The organism is Paenibacillus sp. R-74696, assembly GCF_055814915.1.
In genome coordinates, this window is the sequence record NZ_JBPULM010000023.1 from 39,700 (window position 1) to 55,738 (window position 16,039).

Consider the following 16,039-nt stretch of genomic DNA (forward strand, 5'->3'; position numbering starts at 1 on the left):
TTACCGCAACTACCATTGCGGTGTTATTCGGAGGCTATTCTTTAGCCAATATGCTTAACAGCATTTCCTTATGCACGGCCACCTCAGGAACCGATTCCATGAGCTCCATAAAACGGTTATAATGTGTGCGCATCACAACTGAACCGTACAGCATGGCACCGGATTTTTCATAAGCTTCCTCAAGCAGGCCGCGTTTATCCGCTACATCAGCCTCATTCAAGCGACCTTCAAAATAATCCCTAATCCAATTATGCTGGTCTACAGCATCCTCAAGCATGTACAGAGTAAGAAGCGTTTTCTTCCGCTGCAAAAAGTCATTTTTCTCATCCCAGCGAAGCAGGTCGCGAATGTCATTTTTAATTTGAGCCGCCATTCCCACCTCAACTGCATATTCCGCTACAATCGGATGCCAGCCTCGGCCGGTCAGCATAACGCCCGTCATACAGGCATGAACGATTAAAGCTGCCGACTTTTGCTTAATCGACTGAAAATAAGACTGCTCGTCGGACACAACGTTCATTAAATCCATCATTTGCCCGTTCGCCGCTTGCAGCAATTGAAGATTCATCATTTTCATTGTTGTTTGCACATGGGAGCTATCGAATTCAGAATCCATCATCGCTTGCTGCGAAAGGGTCAAAAAAGCAGCTGCAAGATGCAGTGCTATAGGCAGAGGAGCTTCAGACCAGGCCTGCTTTGGCGCATCCTGATCCTGCAAGTCATCGAAAATATCGGTCGCCAGTATAAGAAATTCAACCGCTGCCGCCGCACGATACACTGCCGTCCCTTCACCGCCGAACATCCGGTAGTGGAGCACCGTCAAGCGTCCAAAAGGAAGCTGCTCATTCAGCCTGTCCATTAAAAATAAGTAGGCGTATTGAATCAATGAGTCCACTGTAAAATGTCGTTTGACCATCTCTCGCATTTCAAATTCGATTTTAGGTACACAGTCCTCCAACTTTAGACCCCCATCGTTTCAAGATTTTTCTATTTTACACGATGGAGTAAAAACGCACCAACATTTTTCAATATTTTAGTAATAAAACCCGCCTTCCTCTTTGAATTCAGCCGCTCCTGTTCCATCTCCTCCTCGTTTATTCGGTTCACCAGCACAGCGATCATTTCCATTCGTTTCCTGAGCATATCGGCACGATTGACAAATGGGCCTGTGGGGTCACGATCCCGGTTCATGAATGTAAGCCCTCCTTCCAACTGCTGCTGTTACACGGCTCCCGCGTAAGCAAAATGGACATATACGGCTTCCATCGTTAAACCACCGGCTGGAATTTGCGAAATTAATCGCTTAGGGGTATCGCATTTCACTAGATTTCCTTGGCGCAGCACAGCTATACGATCACAATGATGCTGCATTTCCCCCATATCATGGCAGGACAAAACAATCGTTTTCCCTTGGCGCTTAAGCTCCAATATAATGGACCAATATTCTTCTCTCGCTTGCATATCCAGCCCGGTAGTCGGTTCATCCAGAAAAATAATCTTTGGGTTGTTGACGACAGAAATCGCCAGCGCCACGCGCTGCCGCCAGCCGCCAGACAAACGCCTAACGGGACGATCCAAGTAGCTCTCCAAGCCAAAGCGGTCAATAATCTCTTTCATTTCGGTTGAACATTTATAGAAGGAGCGGAACATTTCCAGCGCCTCCCTCACATTCAGCTTATCCACCAGCGATATACTTTGCAGATGAAGGCCAATATGCTCCTGAAGCTCAGTTGCTTCAGCAGCCGGATTAATGCCAAGCACCTCGATTTGTCCCTTGTCGGGCTGACGCAGTCCCATCAGCATTTCGAGCAGCGTCGTCTTTCCAGCGCCATTCGTGCCGATAATGCCAAATAACTCCCCTTCTTTTATATTCAAGGAAATATTATCGACTGCCTGATTCGAGCCATAAGCTTTACATACCGAGTCTACCTTAATCATTGTCCTTCTCACCTAATTGTCGCCTCCCTGATTGATAAGACGTTTTGGCATAACCCCGTTTCTCTGATCTTCTGCCGGAAACCACCGCTTGTCTTATAACCTTACCCCATATGAACGGTAATTTCACCGTAAAAAAACGCAATTACCACCGCAAGTTTATTGCGGTTCCGCAACTTTTTCAGGGATATTGATAGATTTATTCGAATAAAATTCAGAAATATGACTTGTAGTGTGAGTTTTTAATGATTCATTTTTAAAATAAACGATCGCTGACGCCTTTCTTCTATATAATTAGCCAGATGAAATATAACTAAGCATGACAGAGAAGGTTCCTTTTTCAGCCAACGGGAAACTACTCTTGTTCCATTACCTTCATAAACTCTTATTGATTCATTTCGGCAAAAAAGGCTTTTTCCCTTTTTAATCTTAAAGGAAATAAACCTTCATACGTACTTGCTCGGCATCGTAGGTATAAGCGGTAGTCCGCCCTTTTTCATCCTTCTGGCTTACCTCGAGGCTCCGTCCCGGGATCGGGCATTTACACGTAACTGTCCTTCAGCTCCTCCGACACAATGCCGGTAAACACAAGCTTCGCATGCTCATTGATTTTTTTCTCGACGGATAAAGACAGCATGTGAACAAGCTCGAATGGGGCAATCTGCACATTATGCGGGGCAATCATATTCGTACTCATAATCGATCACCTTCTTTGCGGTCCTTTTCCTTTTCCTGCTCCTCCTCTTCTCCCCCGAACATCATGGCAATGACCTTCTCATCCGCATACTTCATCACATGTCTCACATTTTCTTATCCTATTTTTCTAATATCGGATCAAAAAAATGCATAATTTCAGGTTATTAAGCAAATAAAAAGGAAACCTATAGGAAATTTTCATTTTTTACATCGAAAATAGTTATCCACAAAGTTGTCCACAATCAGACGCAAATTGTTAGTAAATTCTGTCGACATTTTCCGACGTAAATAAAGGATTTGTAAACGTTAACGTCATAAATTTTTAATGCCGTCGATTTTTCCGAAAAATTATTCACATTATCCACAATTCCAGTGTCGATAAAGTGAAAAAACTATCCACTTTCCACGAACAGCCCATCCCCAGTCAAACCCTTGATTTTACACATAAAAAAGAACTTATCCACAAAGCTTAACGCCCTGTGAATAAGTCCCTTTCTTGCGGTTGCTATTAAATTACACTTTGTTCATTCGCCCGCTTATTAATGGTCAGCATCGCTTGATTGCAGGCTGCCACATATGCCTGTGCGGCTGCATATACGATGTCACTATGAATCGAAGTTCCACGATAGCGCTCGCCATTGTTGACAATTGTCACGACCGCCTCACCGTGTGCATCCTCACCTGTGGACAACGAATGGATTTCCAGATCCTCGAATTCTGCCGCAACAGGGATCGCTTGCTGAATACAGTGAATGACGGCTTCTAGAGGTCCATCGCCAGTTCCTGTATAGGAATGCTCGGTACCCAGATCATTTTCACGAATCGTCACGGTCGCAATACGGGATTTATGGCTGCCCGACAGCACCTGCAGATCGGTAAGCATATACGGATCAGGCTGAGTCGCCGTCATTTCGCCAGCGATGCGAATCAGCTCATTATCTGTCACCAGCTTCTTCTCATCGGCTACTTGCTTGAAGCGATTGTACACATTGACCAGCTCCTCGCCTTCTACGGCGATCCCGTATTCCGACAGGCGATGCTTGATTGCGTGACGGCCGGAGTGTCTGCCCAGCACGATCATGCTGCGCGGAATACCCATCGCTTCCGGGTCCATAATTTCATACGTATTGCGGTTTTTCAACAGGCCGTCCTGATGAATGCCAGACTCATGCTGGAATGCATTGCGGCCCACAATCGGCTTATTAAATGCAATCGGATAATGCATCGCCCGGCTGACCATCCGCGACGTTTCATAAATTTCGCTTTGCTCAATCCGCGTCTCCATTTGCAGCACCGACCCCCGTGTCTCGATAATCATTGCAATTTCCTCCAGTGAGCAGTTGCCAGCGCGCTCTCCAACGCCATTGACGGTAACCTCTACCTGCGTCGCACCTGCACGAATAGCCGCCAGGCTGTTCGCAGCTGCCATCCCCAGATCGTTATGGCAATGAGTGCTGTAGCGAACCGTTTCTCCGCCTCTAGCCAGGCGACGAACAGATCGGAACATATCATCGATTTCGTCCGGCATCGCATAGCCAAGCGTATCCGGCAGATTGATGATCGTCGCACCTTCGGCTATGGCTGCTTCGACCAATTCTATGACAAAATTGCGATCCGAGCGCGTTGCATCCATCGCTGAAAATTCAATTTCATCTACGAACTGCTTGCCATAAGCAATCATCTCACGGGCGATTTGCACCACTTCCTGGCGCGTTTTGTTCAGCTGGTGCTGCAGATGAATGTCGGACGAGGAAATAAATAGATGCAGCCTTCTTCTTGCCGCATCCTGCGTCGCCTTGACCGCCGCATCAATATCGACCTTCATCATCCGGGCAAAGCCGGCAATTTCAACATGCTGCAGCTCGCGGGAAATTTGCTGAATCGCTGCAAATTCGCCGGGGCTGGAAATAGCAAAGCCCGGCTCGATGACGTCAATGCCCAGCTTACCCAGCTGGCGGGCGATAATAATTTTACGTTCAGGATCGATGGAAGCACCCGGAGACTGCTCACCGTCTCGCAGCGTCGTATCAAAAATTTGAATTTTTCTCATACCGTTATTCGTCTCATTTGCCGTTGTCATCGTTATGACCTCCTGAAATTTTAGTTAACTATAGCTACAGCTGCACAAAAAAAGCCTGCCGTCTCTAATTGAAAGAGACGACAGGCTTTTCACCCACCGTGGTACCACTCTAATTGGCTGGACCCTGTGTGCGCCTTGAGCAGAAAAACCAGATCGGCTTCTCCTTTCACGCTGCTGCTGGATGGATAATTCCATACCTGCTGCATTCGCGCGGGTCCAAACCCGCTTGATGCCCGATGACGGGGGCTGATTCCGTAACGATGTACGCATATCAGGCTCGCAGCTAACCTTAGCCGCCTACACCGATTGTTCCATCGTTCCGCTCCCAGGCGAGTTCGAACGTAAGCTTCGACTGCGTCGCACCATCCCGCAGCTCTCTGCAGCGCTTCCTTATCGACCATACAGCAGCTTGGTTATCCGCCTGCCGCATCCCGTTCAAGGTTCCCGCTGTTATCCCGCTTTACCGCTCTACTACTCCTGTTCCTTGCGTTTACTGTATGTGATTTCAGCTTCTTATGCTGGTTCATGTCTAACTTGCCTGCTTGCTCATTTCATTGCTTGCTTCCAACTTTGAACTTCCAAACAACAAGAAAAGCCTGTCGCCTCTTGAATAAATCAAGAGACGACAGGCTTATTACAATCCTGCGCGGTACCACCCTTGTTGACCCTCCGCTTTGCTATTGCAGCAAATTAGAAAGCCCACCTTAGGCACATCATCAACTCCGGATGTTGATCGATGCGCACCCGATTACGGGGGTTAGCCGTGACAGTGTAGTAAATCCGGCTATCCATGGTTAGCCAGCTGTTCCACTGTTCCGCTCCCAGGCGAGCTTCAGGCTTCCGTCGACTGCGTTGCACTAGCCCGCAGCTCTCTGTTCATTCCGGGAATGGCCCTACTATTCCTGTTCCTTGCGTTTGCAGAATATGAAGTTCAAAGTATTGTTGCCTATTATATGCCTTGAAAAATGAGAAGTCAATCACAGCGCTCAAAAAAATTTCGAGCAGCCGTTAGTCTAGCTCTGCGCCTGCGGTGCCATCCAGCCTTCTAGGCTGAAGCTCGGCTCAGCTTTAAGATCAAGTGACGAATATTCGCCGCGCTGCCATTTCAGGAAAGCGGCGGCACCAATCATCGCCGCATTATCCGTGCACAGCGTCAGCGGCGGAATGAGCAGCGGCACGCCTTCGGCTTCGCAGCGGGAAGTCAGAGCTGCCCGCAGGCCGCGATTCGCTGCGACGCCTCCGCACAGCAGCAGCTGCTTGGCGCCATAGGCGCGAACGGCGCGAAGCGCTTTTTCAACAAGCACCTCGATGACCGATTCCTGAAAGCCCCGTGCCAGCGCCGCTTCATTGAGCGTATCCCCACGCATCTGCGTCTGATTAATAACAGCGAGCACCGCCGACTTCAAGCCGCTGAAGCTGAAATCATAGGAATCCGCCTCCAGCCATGCCCTTGGCAGCGCCAGCGCTTCCGATGCAACGGATGCCAACCTGTCGATATGCGGCCCGCCCGGATAAGGCAGCTTGAGCGAACGGGCTACTTTGTCGTAAGCTTCCCCAACCGCATCGTCGCGCGTGCGACCAATCATGCGAAAGGAGCCCTCATTTTCGAGCAGCACAAGCTCCGTGTGCCCGCCAGAAACGACGAGCGCCATACACGGATATACCAGTTCATGGACGAGCTGGTTAGCGTAAATATGTCCCGCTATATGATGGGTGCCGATTAAGGGCAGGTCGAGCGCCATCGCCAGCGTTTTGGCCGCTACGATTCCAACAAGCAGTGCTCCAACTAGTCCCGGCCCCTGCGTCACCGCAATTGCGGATAAATCCTTCAGCTTCATGCCCGATTCAGCAATCGCCTGCTCAATCATCAGCGTAATGACCTCTACATGCTTGCGTGAGGCAATTTCCGGCACAACGCCGCCAAAGCGCTGATGCACCTCAATTTGGCTCGAAATGACGTTCGATAATATATGCTTTCCATCCTGAATAACGGCAACGGATGTTTCATCACAGCTCGTCTCAATGGCAAGAATGAGGCCTGACTTGCTTTCATTTGCCGCTGTCGTCATTCCTTCTTGTTGTTGTATGCTCAATGCTCCTACCCCTCTTCCCGGACGCCCAAGCTGCTCGTATCAAGCTCCGCCCACATAATGAGCGCATCCTCCTGATTATCTGAATAATAGCCGGGACGAACGCCTGACGATTCAAAACCCAGACTGCGGTAAAGCCGCTGCGCCACCTCGTTTGATACCCGGACCTCCAGCGTCATTTTGTTCGCACCGAAAAATACCGCCGTCCGCTGAAGCTCGCCCAGCAGCAGCTTTCCGAGTCCCTGTCCGCGATGATCGGAACGAACCGCTACATTCGTCACATGCGCCTCGTCCACGATCACCCACATGCCCGCATATCCGATAACTTGCTTCTCGTATTCCATCACCATATATTTGGCAAACATATTATTCGTCAATTCATTGGTAAAAGCTTCAGCTGTCCATGGGCCCGTGAAAGCCTCGTGCTCAATTGCCACAATAAACGGTATATCTTGCAACGTCATGGACCGATAAATAATCTCATCCCGATTGATTTCTCTTATCATGGCTCCGCATCCTTTACTCGAGCCGCATCCACATCGGCATTTATGACAGACTCTAGAGAAGCCGATTGAGCGGCTGCCCATTCAGCTTCCTTTGCAGCCTTTAGGGCAGCTTCTTTCTCCTGCAGCTTAACTTCCGCCTCATGCAGCTGCGTATAGTTGGGCGCAAGCGTGTGGAGGTCATCTGTATCACCTGCAAGCAGCCGTTTCCGCCCCAGCTCAGCTATCGCCCGGCCTTCCAGCTCATAAGGAAACAGACTGACCTCTACACCCGCTTCTGCACAGCCTTCCACAAGCCGCTGCGCCTCCGCCTCATGAAGCTTAAGATCGCCAGTGATGTAAATTTTAGTAACATAGTTAGCCTGCTTCTGAACTTGCTTCAGTAACTGATCGACCCAATCCCGCATCAGCCTGATTCCATCCGCCGACTGACGTTCCCATTGATCGCCATATGCATAGGAGAAGCTTGCTGTATATACTTGGCCCCGCCTTGCATCCATGATAGGAATGAACCCTACTGCTCCCTTGTTCATATTAGGATCAGCCGACTGAATTTGCTGCGGCACTGATGAAATCAGAGCATCCGTTTGTTTTAATCGCTCACATGCCCCGTAAGCAATCGCTTCAAGGCTGGACAGCGCTACTAACGGCTTATCCCAGGTCCAAGCAAGCGTCTTAGCCGCCGTTACTGCAATTCGCATGCCCGTGTAAGAGCCTGGGCCACCGCCTACAGCAATGCCGCCAAGCGCATCCTTGCTTACACCGCAATCCTCAAGCAGCTGCTTTAAATGCGTAATAATATAAACGGAGTGATTGCGCTCCGCAAAAGATTGAATTTCACCTAAAATCCGATCACCTTGAATAACAGCCGCCGCAAGGGCAGCCGTCGAGGTATCAAATGCTAATATGGGCTGCTGCGCCTGTTCAACCATTTTGCTTCCCCACTTCCCTGTCATTCAAAAACTGGCACCAGCCTGCGTAGGCTTCTCCGATGCCTTTCAGCCGAATTAACCGATGCTCGCCGCCCGTATGCTCCAAATACAGCTCTAAGCGCTCCTCAGGCAATAGCTCTTCGATCAAGCTTGCCCATTCCACTATCGTCACGCCGCTGCCATAAAAATAGTCGTCAAGCCCCAGCTCGTCCGCTTCTTCAAGAGAAACACGATAAACATCCATATGATAAAAGGGCATTTCTGCGCCTTCATATTCTTTGATAATCGTAAAAGTTGGACTATTCACTATGCCCTGCACGCCAATCGCTTTGGCAAAAAACTGTGAAAACGCCGTTTTCCCAGCACCAAGATCGCCGTCAAGCGCCAGCAGCGTGCCCGGTTTTGCCCATGAAGCAATTAGCGTCGCAAGTTCTTCCGTATCCTTCGTGCTGCTCGCCTTCCACTGTGCTTCTCCAATCGCTGTTTGCATCTTATTCACCCAATTTCATTTCTTAAAATGATTATAGCCGCGCTTGGCAAGCGGCATACGTTTGGCAGCGCCGCTGTCCACATTCGTTGCTTTGGCTGGCAACGACAGCTCCAGCTCCACGGAAGGCGCCCCCTGCCTCACCTCGCCAACCATATAAAATGGCAAGCCTTCAGCACGGAATGCTTCTCGGGCTGCCTGCACATCAGCGGCTTCCATTGTGCCTAGCAGCACATAATCCTCGCCGCCATAAAGCATCCACTCCAGTGGATCAATTCCGACATCAGCCGCATAAGCAGCCATACTGCCGCTGCGTGGTAGCAAATCTTCCTTAAGTACAAGGCGGCACTTCGAGGCTTCGGCAATTTCCCATGCTTCACTGGCGAGTCCATCGCTCACATCATTAAGGGAATGGCAGCTGCCACGCTCTAGCAGCAAACGTCCCGCGCGCACGGAAGGCGCAGGGCGGCAATGCGCAGCTATAAGCACTGCCGCTCCGCGCACCTCTTCATGCTCTGCATTAGCGGAAGCTCCATCAGAGCTTACTGTTTGCGAATCCCCAGCAGAGTTCATCTCACTGGCATCACCAGCTTCGGCCGCTTCCCTTGCTTCGCTCACTGCCTGCTCTTGCCCCTGCCGCTCCTGCTTCCGCGCGAGCAGCAAATGCAGCCCCGCCGCCGACAGACCGACGGCTCCGGTCAGCACAACCGCGTCTCCGGGCTTCGCCCCGGAGCGGCGCAAAGCCCGCCCAGCTTCGACGGCTCCTGTCACCGTCACCGCAACAACCAAGTGCTGCGGCGAAGACGTCGTATCGCCGCCAACAATCGCGACGCCATAATTCGCGGCGCACGCATAAAGCCCATCATAAAGCCGGGCTATCCGCTCCGGCCCATACGCCGCTGGCACGCTCACAGACACGAGCGCATGCCGCGGCAAACCGCCCATTGCCGCGATATCGCTTACGTTCGCGGCAAGCGCCTTATACCCGATATCCTCATCCGTCATCGTATAGGCATTAAAGTGCACCGTCTCCACCATCGTGTCGACGGCCATCAGCAGCTCCAATGGACCTTCCAGCTCATCGGCCATCGCCGCAGGAGCAATGATGGCCGTATCGTCGCCAATACCGAGCGTCACGCCTCTTTGCTGCTGCCAATCTACAGGCTGCCTGCCCGCCGTCCAATGGCTGATGCTTGCAAACTCATCCAAAGCTTAAACCCCTTTGCTAATGAATATCACGCTTCTTAAAGCGTCCGCCCTTCACATCATGAATGTTGCCGACGGCCAGAAATGCAGACGGATCAAGCTCCTGCACGATCGATTTCATCTTTGCTTCCTCCAGCCGAGTGATCACGCAAAAAATAATCCGTTTTTGCCCGCCCGTAAAGCCGCCCTCGCCGTGCAAATAAGTGACGCCGCGCCCGAGACGGCTCATAATAGCTGCGCCAATTTCCTGCCAGCTTTCGCTAATAATCCAGACGGCTTTCGATTCCTGGAAGCCTTCAATTGTAATGTCGATCATTTTGAAGGCTATGAAATAAGAAAATAGAGAGTACATTGCCCGATCCCAACCGAATACAAAACCGGCGCTGCACAATATAAAAAGATTAAAAAACATGACGACCTCGCCTACGGAAAACGGCAGCCGCTTATTGCTCAATATCGCAACAATTTCCGTCCCATCCAGCGAGCCGCCAAAGCGGATAACGAGTCCGACGCCAGCTCCCAATATGACACCGCCGAAAATAGCGGCGAGCACATATTCGCTCGTAATCGCCTGCACCGGATGCAGTAAAAACGTGCCCAGCGACATGACGCTAACGCCATATAACGTCGATAAAGCAAAGGTCTTCCCGATTTGCTTGTACCCTAGCAGCAGAAAAGGAAGATTCAATACAAACAAAAACAAGCCGAGCGGCAGCCCCGTAAAATGGGATACGATAATAGAAATGCCTACAATCCCGCCGTCGATAATATGGTTCGGCACCAGAAAAATCTCTAAAGCTACAGATACTAGGGCAGCCCCAATTGTAATAAATAGAATTCTGCGAATAATATCCAGCTTGGATAAAGTATGATGCTGCACACCCATATGTATCAAAGCTCCCCCTTTATACATCTACCCCCATATTACATGAAGATAGAGTAGATTCAAAGAGAAAGCAAAATCCTCCTGCCCTTTCCGCCTGCCATAAGCGGAAAATGCAAGAGGATCTGATGTTAGCCGATAACCGCGAATGTTTGTACTCCTGCCGGAATGAAAGCTGTACGGAACAACACGCCATTCGAATTGTACAAACGAATCGTGTAAGACACGGAAGTCAGCGTCTGAATTTGGTTAAACCTGACGACACCAAAGCGGTCAAACGCCGCAATCGCAACGACATTATTACCTCTAAACAGACGGGCAAAAAAACCGGTCGTATTAAACGGCACGCCATTGTTCGTAACCCATACGACCGTCAGACGGCTAAACGTTGGGCCTCCACTTTGAAGCCTCTTTGTCCCGGTTACCTTGCTGATCACTTTTCCTGTACCCTTAGGGCCTAAAAACGGGGGTTGCATTTTTTTAGACATCATACCACTCCTTTATGCGCTTATTGCCTTAACAGCTTATGCAGCATAAGGAATGCTCGTATAGTCAAGCCCCCAACCTAGCAAACCCATTTATATCCGTGCTATTTAATAGCTCTTGTGAAACTTATTCATTCATATATTTCAAGAAAGACTCGCGCTCTGAACCTATAGCTCTTTGACAATTGTTAAATACATGTCGTCCTTGAGCTCAATTTCAGTAGGAGCAGCCGTATGCGAGCCGTCGGCTTCACGAATAATGCGTACGCGCGGACGATGCAGGGCTAGCTCATTGTTCGCTGTCACGACAGCGGTCTGTCCCGAGCTGAGCAGCAGCGTCGTCGCCACCGGATAAATGGAAATATGGCGGCAAAAGAGCTTAATCAGCTCAAAATCAAAGTATGTATTGCCAGCCGCGAATAGAAATTCGATGGCTTCCGTTGGTGTATACCTTTTGCGATAAGGCCGCGGTGAGGTCAGTGCGTCATATACATCGGCAAGTCCGACTATTTGAGCGAACATATGAATATCATCATTCTTAAGTCCGCGTGGATAACCCGAACCGTCATAACGCTCATGATGCTGCAAGGCACAGTGGGCCGATACGAGGGAAATGTCATGATACTTCCGTAAAATATCAAAGCCCTCCATCGAGTGGCTCTGTACAATTTTTCGCTCGTTATCGGATAGGGGCCCTTTAGTCGCCAGCAGCGGCTGAGGCAGCTTCGTCATGCCGATATCAAACAGCAGCGCGCCAATGCCCAAATCCTCCAATTGATTGCGATTAAAGCCCTTGGCAATGCCAATAACGCCAGAGAGCACCGCCACATTCACCGAATGCTGAAACAAATAGGCATCCGCCGAATGAATGCTGGTCAAATTGACCGCCATATTCGGCCTGCTCGCGAGATCCTGCATAATGGACCCGAATACCGAGCGGAATGTCCGGCCAATATCCGGTGCAATCGTCCGCCCTTTTAGGGCGGGCTCTTTGAACGCATTCATCGTTGCAGAAACAGCCTCTGCCGCTTTTTTGCGCGTCTCGTCGCGTATGCTGTCCTCGGGCATGATATCCTCCGTGTCGTTATCTTCAATAAACACAGAATCATAGCCCAAATTTTCAAGCCTATTAATAAAACGGTCATTCATTTCCACGCCTGCGCCGAGCAGCACGCTGCCGTTATCCTGAAAAATAGTTTTGGCAAGCCTGTCCCCCGGCTGCACCATGCCAATCTGAACTTTTCTCATTTCCTTGTTTCCCGCCTTTAACCATGATAACGCTAGTAATCGGCATCTATAATTTGGTCGCTATCATCCATGCATTAATAAACCAATTCCACAAGTGTAACGGCTGACGCCGTCCTCTGGCGGCAAATATACTTGCTAGTTTGCGGGCAAACGTCCGGCAAGCAGTTTCTCAAGACTAGGTGCTAGTTGCAGAAAATTACGAAACTGCTCATACTGCTCCCATTTTTTCGCCTGTGTGCCCGACTCGCCGCGAACCGCTCGAATAAGCAGATTTTTGGGCGTATGCTCCGGATCAACAAACTCCAGCATTTGAACTTTATAACCCAGCACCTCAAGCAGCGTGCCGCGGGCCGCATCGGTTGCAATTGCAGCAAACCGTTCTTTCAGCAGTCCTTGCGATAAAATTGGGGCGAGTGCGTCGCTGCTCACTTGCTTAAACAACTCATGCTGGCAGCAAGGCACGGACATAATAACCGCTGCTCCCCAGCCGACAGCCTTTGCAAGCGCTGCATCAGTAGCCGTATCACAAGCGTGAAGCGTCACAACCATATCCGCTTCGCTCACACCTTCATAATCGGCAATATCTCCTACCATAAATGTCAGTTTATCATAACCGAGCGTATGTGCAAGCTCCGAACAAAAAGTGATGACATCTGCCTTCAAATCGAGGCCGATAATGCGGATATCCCGCTTCTGCTCTACCGCCAGCAGGTGGTAAAGAGCAAAAGTCAAATACGATTTGCCACAACCAAAATCAATAATGGTCAGCGGCTTGTCCTGCGGAAGCTGAGGCAGCACATCGGCAACCATTTCCAGGAAGCGGTTGATCTGTCGGAACTTATCCTGCTTTTTCGCATGGACCTTGCCTTCCGGCGTCATAATGCCCAGCTCCACCATAAACGGAGCCGCGTGCCCTTCTGCAATAACGCGCTGCTTCTGGCGGTTGTGCTGCTGCTCCATGCTGGCCGAAGTAGCGGTTGGCGGCTTTCTAAGCAAAGTCGGCTTGCCTTTTTTACTAAGGAGCAGCTGTATGTCTGCTTCCTGCGTTTTGAGAAGCGCCTGGCGATATTGCTCGCCGAGCAGTTCGACCAGCTTCGGTCCCGCATCCTCAGGAAGCCAATTGTTATGTATAACCTTATTTGCATAATGAGCTTCAAATTGATAATGAAGGCCATTTTTCAATTGGACGGGACGTATGATGATTTTGGGCGCTGCATCTCCATCCTTGCGGCGAAGCTGGCTCAGCGTTCCCTGCAAAAGCCCGCCCGTTTCTGTCAGGCGGCAAATATCCTGCTGCCACTGTTCTGTCATTGCTATTGCTCCATCTCCAGGCTGTTAAGCCCTGTTCTGATTTCCTCAATCGGCAAGCCGCCAGCGGCGAGCTTGTCCTCCTGAAAAGGCAGCAGCCGCATATAAAACGCGGCGACCTCGCCTTTGTCAGCTGCGCCGTCCTCAAGCAGCTCGTACCAAATATTTTCAGCGAGCGCAAAAGATCCCTCTGATTCATGCCACTCGGCAACCAGCCGCTTCGTTCGAGAGGACAGCTCATATGGCGACAGCTTGCCGAGCAAAATCGCCACCTCATCGCTCGAATTTGCAAGCGTCGGCGGCGCGTCGATGAGGGAAAGCCGCATAAACAAATGCAGAGCCTTTAAACTGTGCGCGAAGCTTTCTGCTTCTTTGCCCAAATCCTCATACAGCTCCGCCTCCTGCTTGAACAAAATCGCGATTGCCTGAATATTGTCCGTTTCTACGACGCCGTTTTTCGTCATAACCGCGAGCAAATCCTCGTCTGACAACGTACGGATCAGCTTTCCGCTTAGCCCAAACCTGCGATCCAGCAGCTCGTCAATGACGATAAGCGCGTCCGCCTGCTTCAGCTCTCGCCTCAGCTGCATCACTTGTCCGACCGCTTCCGTCATCTGCTCAATCATGCGCATAAAATAATCCCGTTGAAACATCGCTTCTTGCCTCCTTCTCTAAGCAAATTCCCGCTCCTACGCTTGAATTAGTCCTTATTTAGTTAGCGGAGCAATAAAGCTGCTGATTGCCTTTGCGCATGCTTCGGGCTGCTCCAGCATGCTCATGTGGCCGGCATCTTTAAGCAGCACTTGCGTGATGGAGGGGCCATCCCATAACAGCGTCCGCTCCGGTGGAACGATTTGATCCCCTTCTCCGGCAAGCAGCAGCACAGGAAGCTTGGCTTCACGCAAAATACTCGTCCGATCGGGCCTTGCTTTCATTCCAGCTGCTGCAGCGATCGCTCCCGTTCCACCCGTCTGATAGCCAATCGCCTTCACACGCGCTACCTTGTCTGGCAGCTTGTCCAAATTATCCGGAGCAAACAGCTTTTGCGACATGCCGTCAATGACCTGCTCCAACTTGCCCTGCTTGATTAAATTTATCGTATTGTCCCGATTGTCTTTAGCCGCCTCGCTGTCCGCAAGCGCTGTAGAATGCACGAGTCCAAATGCCGTCAACCGATCCGCATACCGCTCTGCAAAAGCCAATGCGATATAGCCGCCAAGCGAATGGCCAAGCAGGCACACTTTATCTATGCGTTGATGTACAAGAATAGCGTAAAGATCATCTGCATACACTTCCATAGCAGCTTCAAGATCGGCGGAAGCCGAAGATAGGCCATGACCGCGCAGGTCAGGAATAATCAAGCGCGACTGCTGCGCCAGCTTCGGTGCAACCTCTTCCCAATAAGCCGAGCTGCCGCAGTAGCCATGCAGCAATACAAGCACGGGATGGCCTGCCTCCGGATCTGAACCCGCTGCTCCAGCTTGCCATTTTAACGCTTCTGAGTCGTAAAAGCTAAGCTCGGTGCCTTCCTCAAGCATCAGCTTTTGATTCGCCAGAGAAACTCCATTAGCCAAAATAAACACGCTCCTCTTCGGTCCATTTTAATAAGCGTTTGCTGCCGGGCCATGCTAGTGCTATCGCTGCTGCCAATTGCTCCGCCATTCGCATGACGTGATACAGCGATGTCGTCTGAATCGTTATGTAAGGCTTGTGGCTTAATGCATTCACAACACCTGCAATGCTGTAATGTCCAACAGGAGGCAGTCTTCGGCCCGTTGCTGCTCCCGGCTGGAGCGGACCCGGCATCGCCAGAAAGGTTCCAACCGACTGCGGCTTGCCTAGGCAAGCATCAATCGCAATGACTACTGCACGATTTTCAGCCATGAGAACTGCCTGTTCTACTGCATAAGCATCACATGGCTGCTCCATTGTGCCAATTACATGCTCCCAGCCCTGCTCCCGCAGCAGCGTGCCAACGAGGGGCCCGAAGCAATCTCCTGTTGAACGGTCTGTACCAATACATACGAAGGAAACCTCGCTTCTATTCGGGTACTGGCTGGCAATCGGAGCCAGAAATTCAGCTATTTCGAGATTGCAACGATCTGCCTGCTTCATCTTTCTGCTCCTTTAAGCTATGCTGACTAATTCAATTTATCTACGTTCCTTCATGTTCTAAATGATGATTA

18 protein-coding genes are annotated in these 16,039 nt (G+C 50.4%); all 18 read right to left on the minus strand.

What is annotated here, in order from left to right; genetic code table 11:
* Window positions 1–34 precede the first annotated feature (34 nt).
* The 18 genes from ACSR9A_RS06545 to yyaC all read right to left on the minus strand — a co-directional run bounded on the left by ACSR9A_RS06545 (window position 35) and on the right by yyaC (window position 15,968).
* Window positions 35–958: a polyprenyl synthetase family protein gene (locus ACSR9A_RS06545; RefSeq protein WP_473756265.1), complete on the minus strand. Its 924-nt coding sequence runs from the start codon at window positions 956–958 to the stop codon at window positions 35–37.
* A gap of 29 nt (window positions 959–987) precedes the next feature.
* A complete protein-coding gene (locus ACSR9A_RS06550; protein WP_341279394.1) occupies window positions 988–1,191 on the minus strand; it encodes a hypothetical protein in 204 nt (67 codons plus the stop codon).
* A gap of 30 nt (window positions 1,192–1,221) precedes the next feature.
* Window positions 1,222–1,938 carry an ABC transporter ATP-binding protein gene (locus ACSR9A_RS06555; protein ID WP_473756266.1) on the minus strand — a complete coding sequence of 239 codons (717 nt, stop codon included), beginning with the start codon at window positions 1,936–1,938 and terminating at the stop codon, window positions 1,222–1,224.
* Window positions 1,939–2,476: 538 nt separating this feature from the next.
* Window positions 2,477–2,632 carry a hypothetical protein gene (locus tag ACSR9A_RS06560; protein WP_473756267.1) on the minus strand — a complete coding sequence of 52 codons (156 nt, stop codon included), beginning with the start codon at window positions 2,630–2,632 and terminating at the stop codon, window positions 2,477–2,479.
* 507 nt (window positions 2,633–3,139) lie between these two features.
* Entirely contained in the window at window positions 3,140–4,681 is a 1,542-nt protein-coding gene (locus ACSR9A_RS06565; protein ID WP_473756348.1) for a 2-isopropylmalate synthase, read from the minus strand.
* A 319-nt stretch (window positions 4,682–5,000) separates the two neighbouring features.
* Entirely contained in the window at window positions 5,001–5,141 is a 141-nt protein-coding gene (locus tag ACSR9A_RS06570) for a hypothetical protein (RefSeq protein ID WP_473756268.1), read from the minus strand.
* Between the two features lie 583 nt (window positions 5,142–5,724).
* Window positions 5,725–6,780 carry a tRNA (adenosine(37)-N6)-threonylcarbamoyltransferase complex transferase subunit TsaD gene (gene tsaD, locus ACSR9A_RS06575; RefSeq protein WP_473756350.1) on the minus strand — a complete coding sequence of 352 codons (1,056 nt, stop codon included), beginning with the start codon at window positions 6,778–6,780 and terminating at the stop codon, window positions 5,725–5,727.
* 29 nt (window positions 6,781–6,809) lie between these two features.
* Window positions 6,810–7,307, minus strand: coding sequence for a ribosomal protein S18-alanine N-acetyltransferase (gene rimI, locus ACSR9A_RS06580; RefSeq protein WP_473756269.1), 498 nt, complete (start codon window positions 7,305–7,307; stop codon window positions 6,810–6,812).
* Entirely contained in the window at window positions 7,304–8,260 is a 957-nt protein-coding gene (gene tsaB, locus ACSR9A_RS06585) for a tRNA (adenosine(37)-N6)-threonylcarbamoyltransferase complex dimerization subunit type 1 TsaB (RefSeq protein ID WP_473756270.1), read from the minus strand. Before tsaB ends, rimI begins: the two co-directional genes overlap by 4 nt.
* Window positions 8,229–8,726: a tRNA (adenosine(37)-N6)-threonylcarbamoyltransferase complex ATPase subunit type 1 TsaE gene (gene tsaE / locus ACSR9A_RS06590; RefSeq protein WP_473756271.1), complete on the minus strand. Its 498-nt coding sequence runs from the start codon at window positions 8,724–8,726 to the stop codon at window positions 8,229–8,231. The genes tsaB and tsaE overlap by 32 nt, the downstream gene beginning before the upstream one ends.
* 15 nt (window positions 8,727–8,741) lie before the next feature.
* The gene (locus ACSR9A_RS06595) at window positions 8,742–9,932 is read right to left on the minus strand and encodes a thiamine-phosphate kinase (protein ID WP_473756272.1); all 1,191 of its coding nucleotides are present in this window, start codon (window positions 9,930–9,932) and stop codon (window positions 8,742–8,744) included.
* 16 nt (window positions 9,933–9,948) lie between these two features.
* Window positions 9,949–10,815, minus strand: coding sequence for a YitT family protein (locus tag ACSR9A_RS06600; protein WP_341279402.1), 867 nt, complete (start codon window positions 10,813–10,815; stop codon window positions 9,949–9,951).
* A gap of 128 nt (window positions 10,816–10,943) precedes the next feature.
* A complete protein-coding gene (locus ACSR9A_RS06605; protein WP_473756273.1) occupies window positions 10,944–11,300 on the minus strand; it encodes a hypothetical protein in 357 nt (118 codons plus the stop codon).
* 165 nt (window positions 11,301–11,465) lie between these two features.
* Entirely contained in the window at window positions 11,466–12,545 is a 1,080-nt protein-coding gene (locus tag ACSR9A_RS06610) for an HD-GYP domain-containing protein (RefSeq protein WP_473756274.1), read from the minus strand.
* Between the two features lie 135 nt (window positions 12,546–12,680).
* On the minus strand, window positions 12,681–13,856 hold the full coding sequence (locus tag ACSR9A_RS06615) for a class I SAM-dependent methyltransferase (protein WP_473756275.1): 1,176 nt from the start codon (window positions 13,854–13,856) through the stop codon (window positions 12,681–12,683).
* A 2-nt stretch (window positions 13,857–13,858) separates the two neighbouring features.
* Window positions 13,859–14,506 carry a DUF6483 family protein gene (locus ACSR9A_RS06620; RefSeq protein WP_473756276.1) on the minus strand — a complete coding sequence of 216 codons (648 nt, stop codon included), beginning with the start codon at window positions 14,504–14,506 and terminating at the stop codon, window positions 13,859–13,861.
* Between the two features lie 54 nt (window positions 14,507–14,560).
* Window positions 14,561–15,427, minus strand: a complete 867-nt coding sequence (locus ACSR9A_RS06625; protein WP_473756277.1) for an alpha/beta fold hydrolase — start codon at window positions 15,425–15,427, stop codon at window positions 14,561–14,563.
* Window positions 15,420–15,968, minus strand: a complete 549-nt coding sequence (yyaC, locus tag ACSR9A_RS06630; RefSeq protein WP_473756278.1) for a spore protease YyaC — start codon at window positions 15,966–15,968, stop codon at window positions 15,420–15,422. Before yyaC ends, ACSR9A_RS06625 begins: the two co-directional genes overlap by 8 nt.
* Between the last annotated feature and the right edge of the window lie 71 nt (window positions 15,969–16,039).

Excerpts from the sequence above, each read along its gene's own strand:
- tsaD (WP_473756350.1), bottom strand. The coding sequence starts at position 6,780 with ATGACGACAGCGGCAAATGAAAGCAAGTCAGGCCTCATTCTTGCCATT.
- rimI (WP_473756269.1), bottom strand. The coding sequence starts at position 7,307 with ATGATAAGAGAAATCAATCGGGATGAGATTATTTATCGGTCCATGACG.
- ACSR9A_RS06570 (WP_473756268.1), bottom strand. The coding sequence starts at position 5,141 with ATGCGGCAGGCGGATAACCAAGCTGCTGTATGGTCGATAAGGAAGCGC.
- ACSR9A_RS06605 (WP_473756273.1), bottom strand. The coding sequence starts at position 11,300 with ATGTCTAAAAAAATGCAACCCCCGTTTTTAGGCCCTAAGGGTACAGGA.
- tsaB (WP_473756270.1), bottom strand. The coding sequence starts at position 8,260 with ATGACAGGGAAGTGGGGAAGCAAAATGGTTGAACAGGCGCAGCAGCCC.
- ACSR9A_RS06555 (WP_473756266.1), bottom strand. The coding sequence starts at position 1,938 with ATGATTAAGGTAGACTCGGTATGTAAAGCTTATGGCTCGAATCAGGCA.
- tsaE (WP_473756271.1), bottom strand. The coding sequence starts at position 8,726 with ATGCAAACAGCGATTGGAGAAGCACAGTGGAAGGCGAGCAGCACGAAG.
- ACSR9A_RS06610 (WP_473756274.1), bottom strand. The coding sequence starts at position 12,545 with ATGAGAAAAGTTCAGATTGGCATGGTGCAGCCGGGGGACAGGCTTGCC.
- ACSR9A_RS06615 (WP_473756275.1), bottom strand. The coding sequence starts at position 13,856 with ATGACAGAACAGTGGCAGCAGGATATTTGCCGCCTGACAGAAACGGGC.
- ACSR9A_RS06565 (WP_473756348.1), bottom strand. The coding sequence starts at position 4,681 with ATGAGAAAAATTCAAATTTTTGATACGACGCTGCGAGACGGTGAGCAG.
- ACSR9A_RS06620 (WP_473756276.1), bottom strand. The coding sequence starts at position 14,506 with ATGTTTCAACGGGATTATTTTATGCGCATGATTGAGCAGATGACGGAA.
- ACSR9A_RS06560 (WP_473756267.1), bottom strand. The coding sequence starts at position 2,632 with ATGAGTACGAATATGATTGCCCCGCATAATGTGCAGATTGCCCCATTC.
- ACSR9A_RS06600 (WP_341279402.1), bottom strand. The coding sequence starts at position 10,815 with ATGGGTGTGCAGCATCATACTTTATCCAAGCTGGATATTATTCGCAGA.
- yyaC (WP_473756278.1), bottom strand. The coding sequence starts at position 15,968 with ATGAAGCAGGCAGATCGTTGCAATCTCGAAATAGCTGAATTTCTGGCT.
- ACSR9A_RS06550 (WP_341279394.1), bottom strand. The coding sequence starts at position 1,191 with ATGAACCGGGATCGTGACCCCACAGGCCCATTTGTCAATCGTGCCGAT.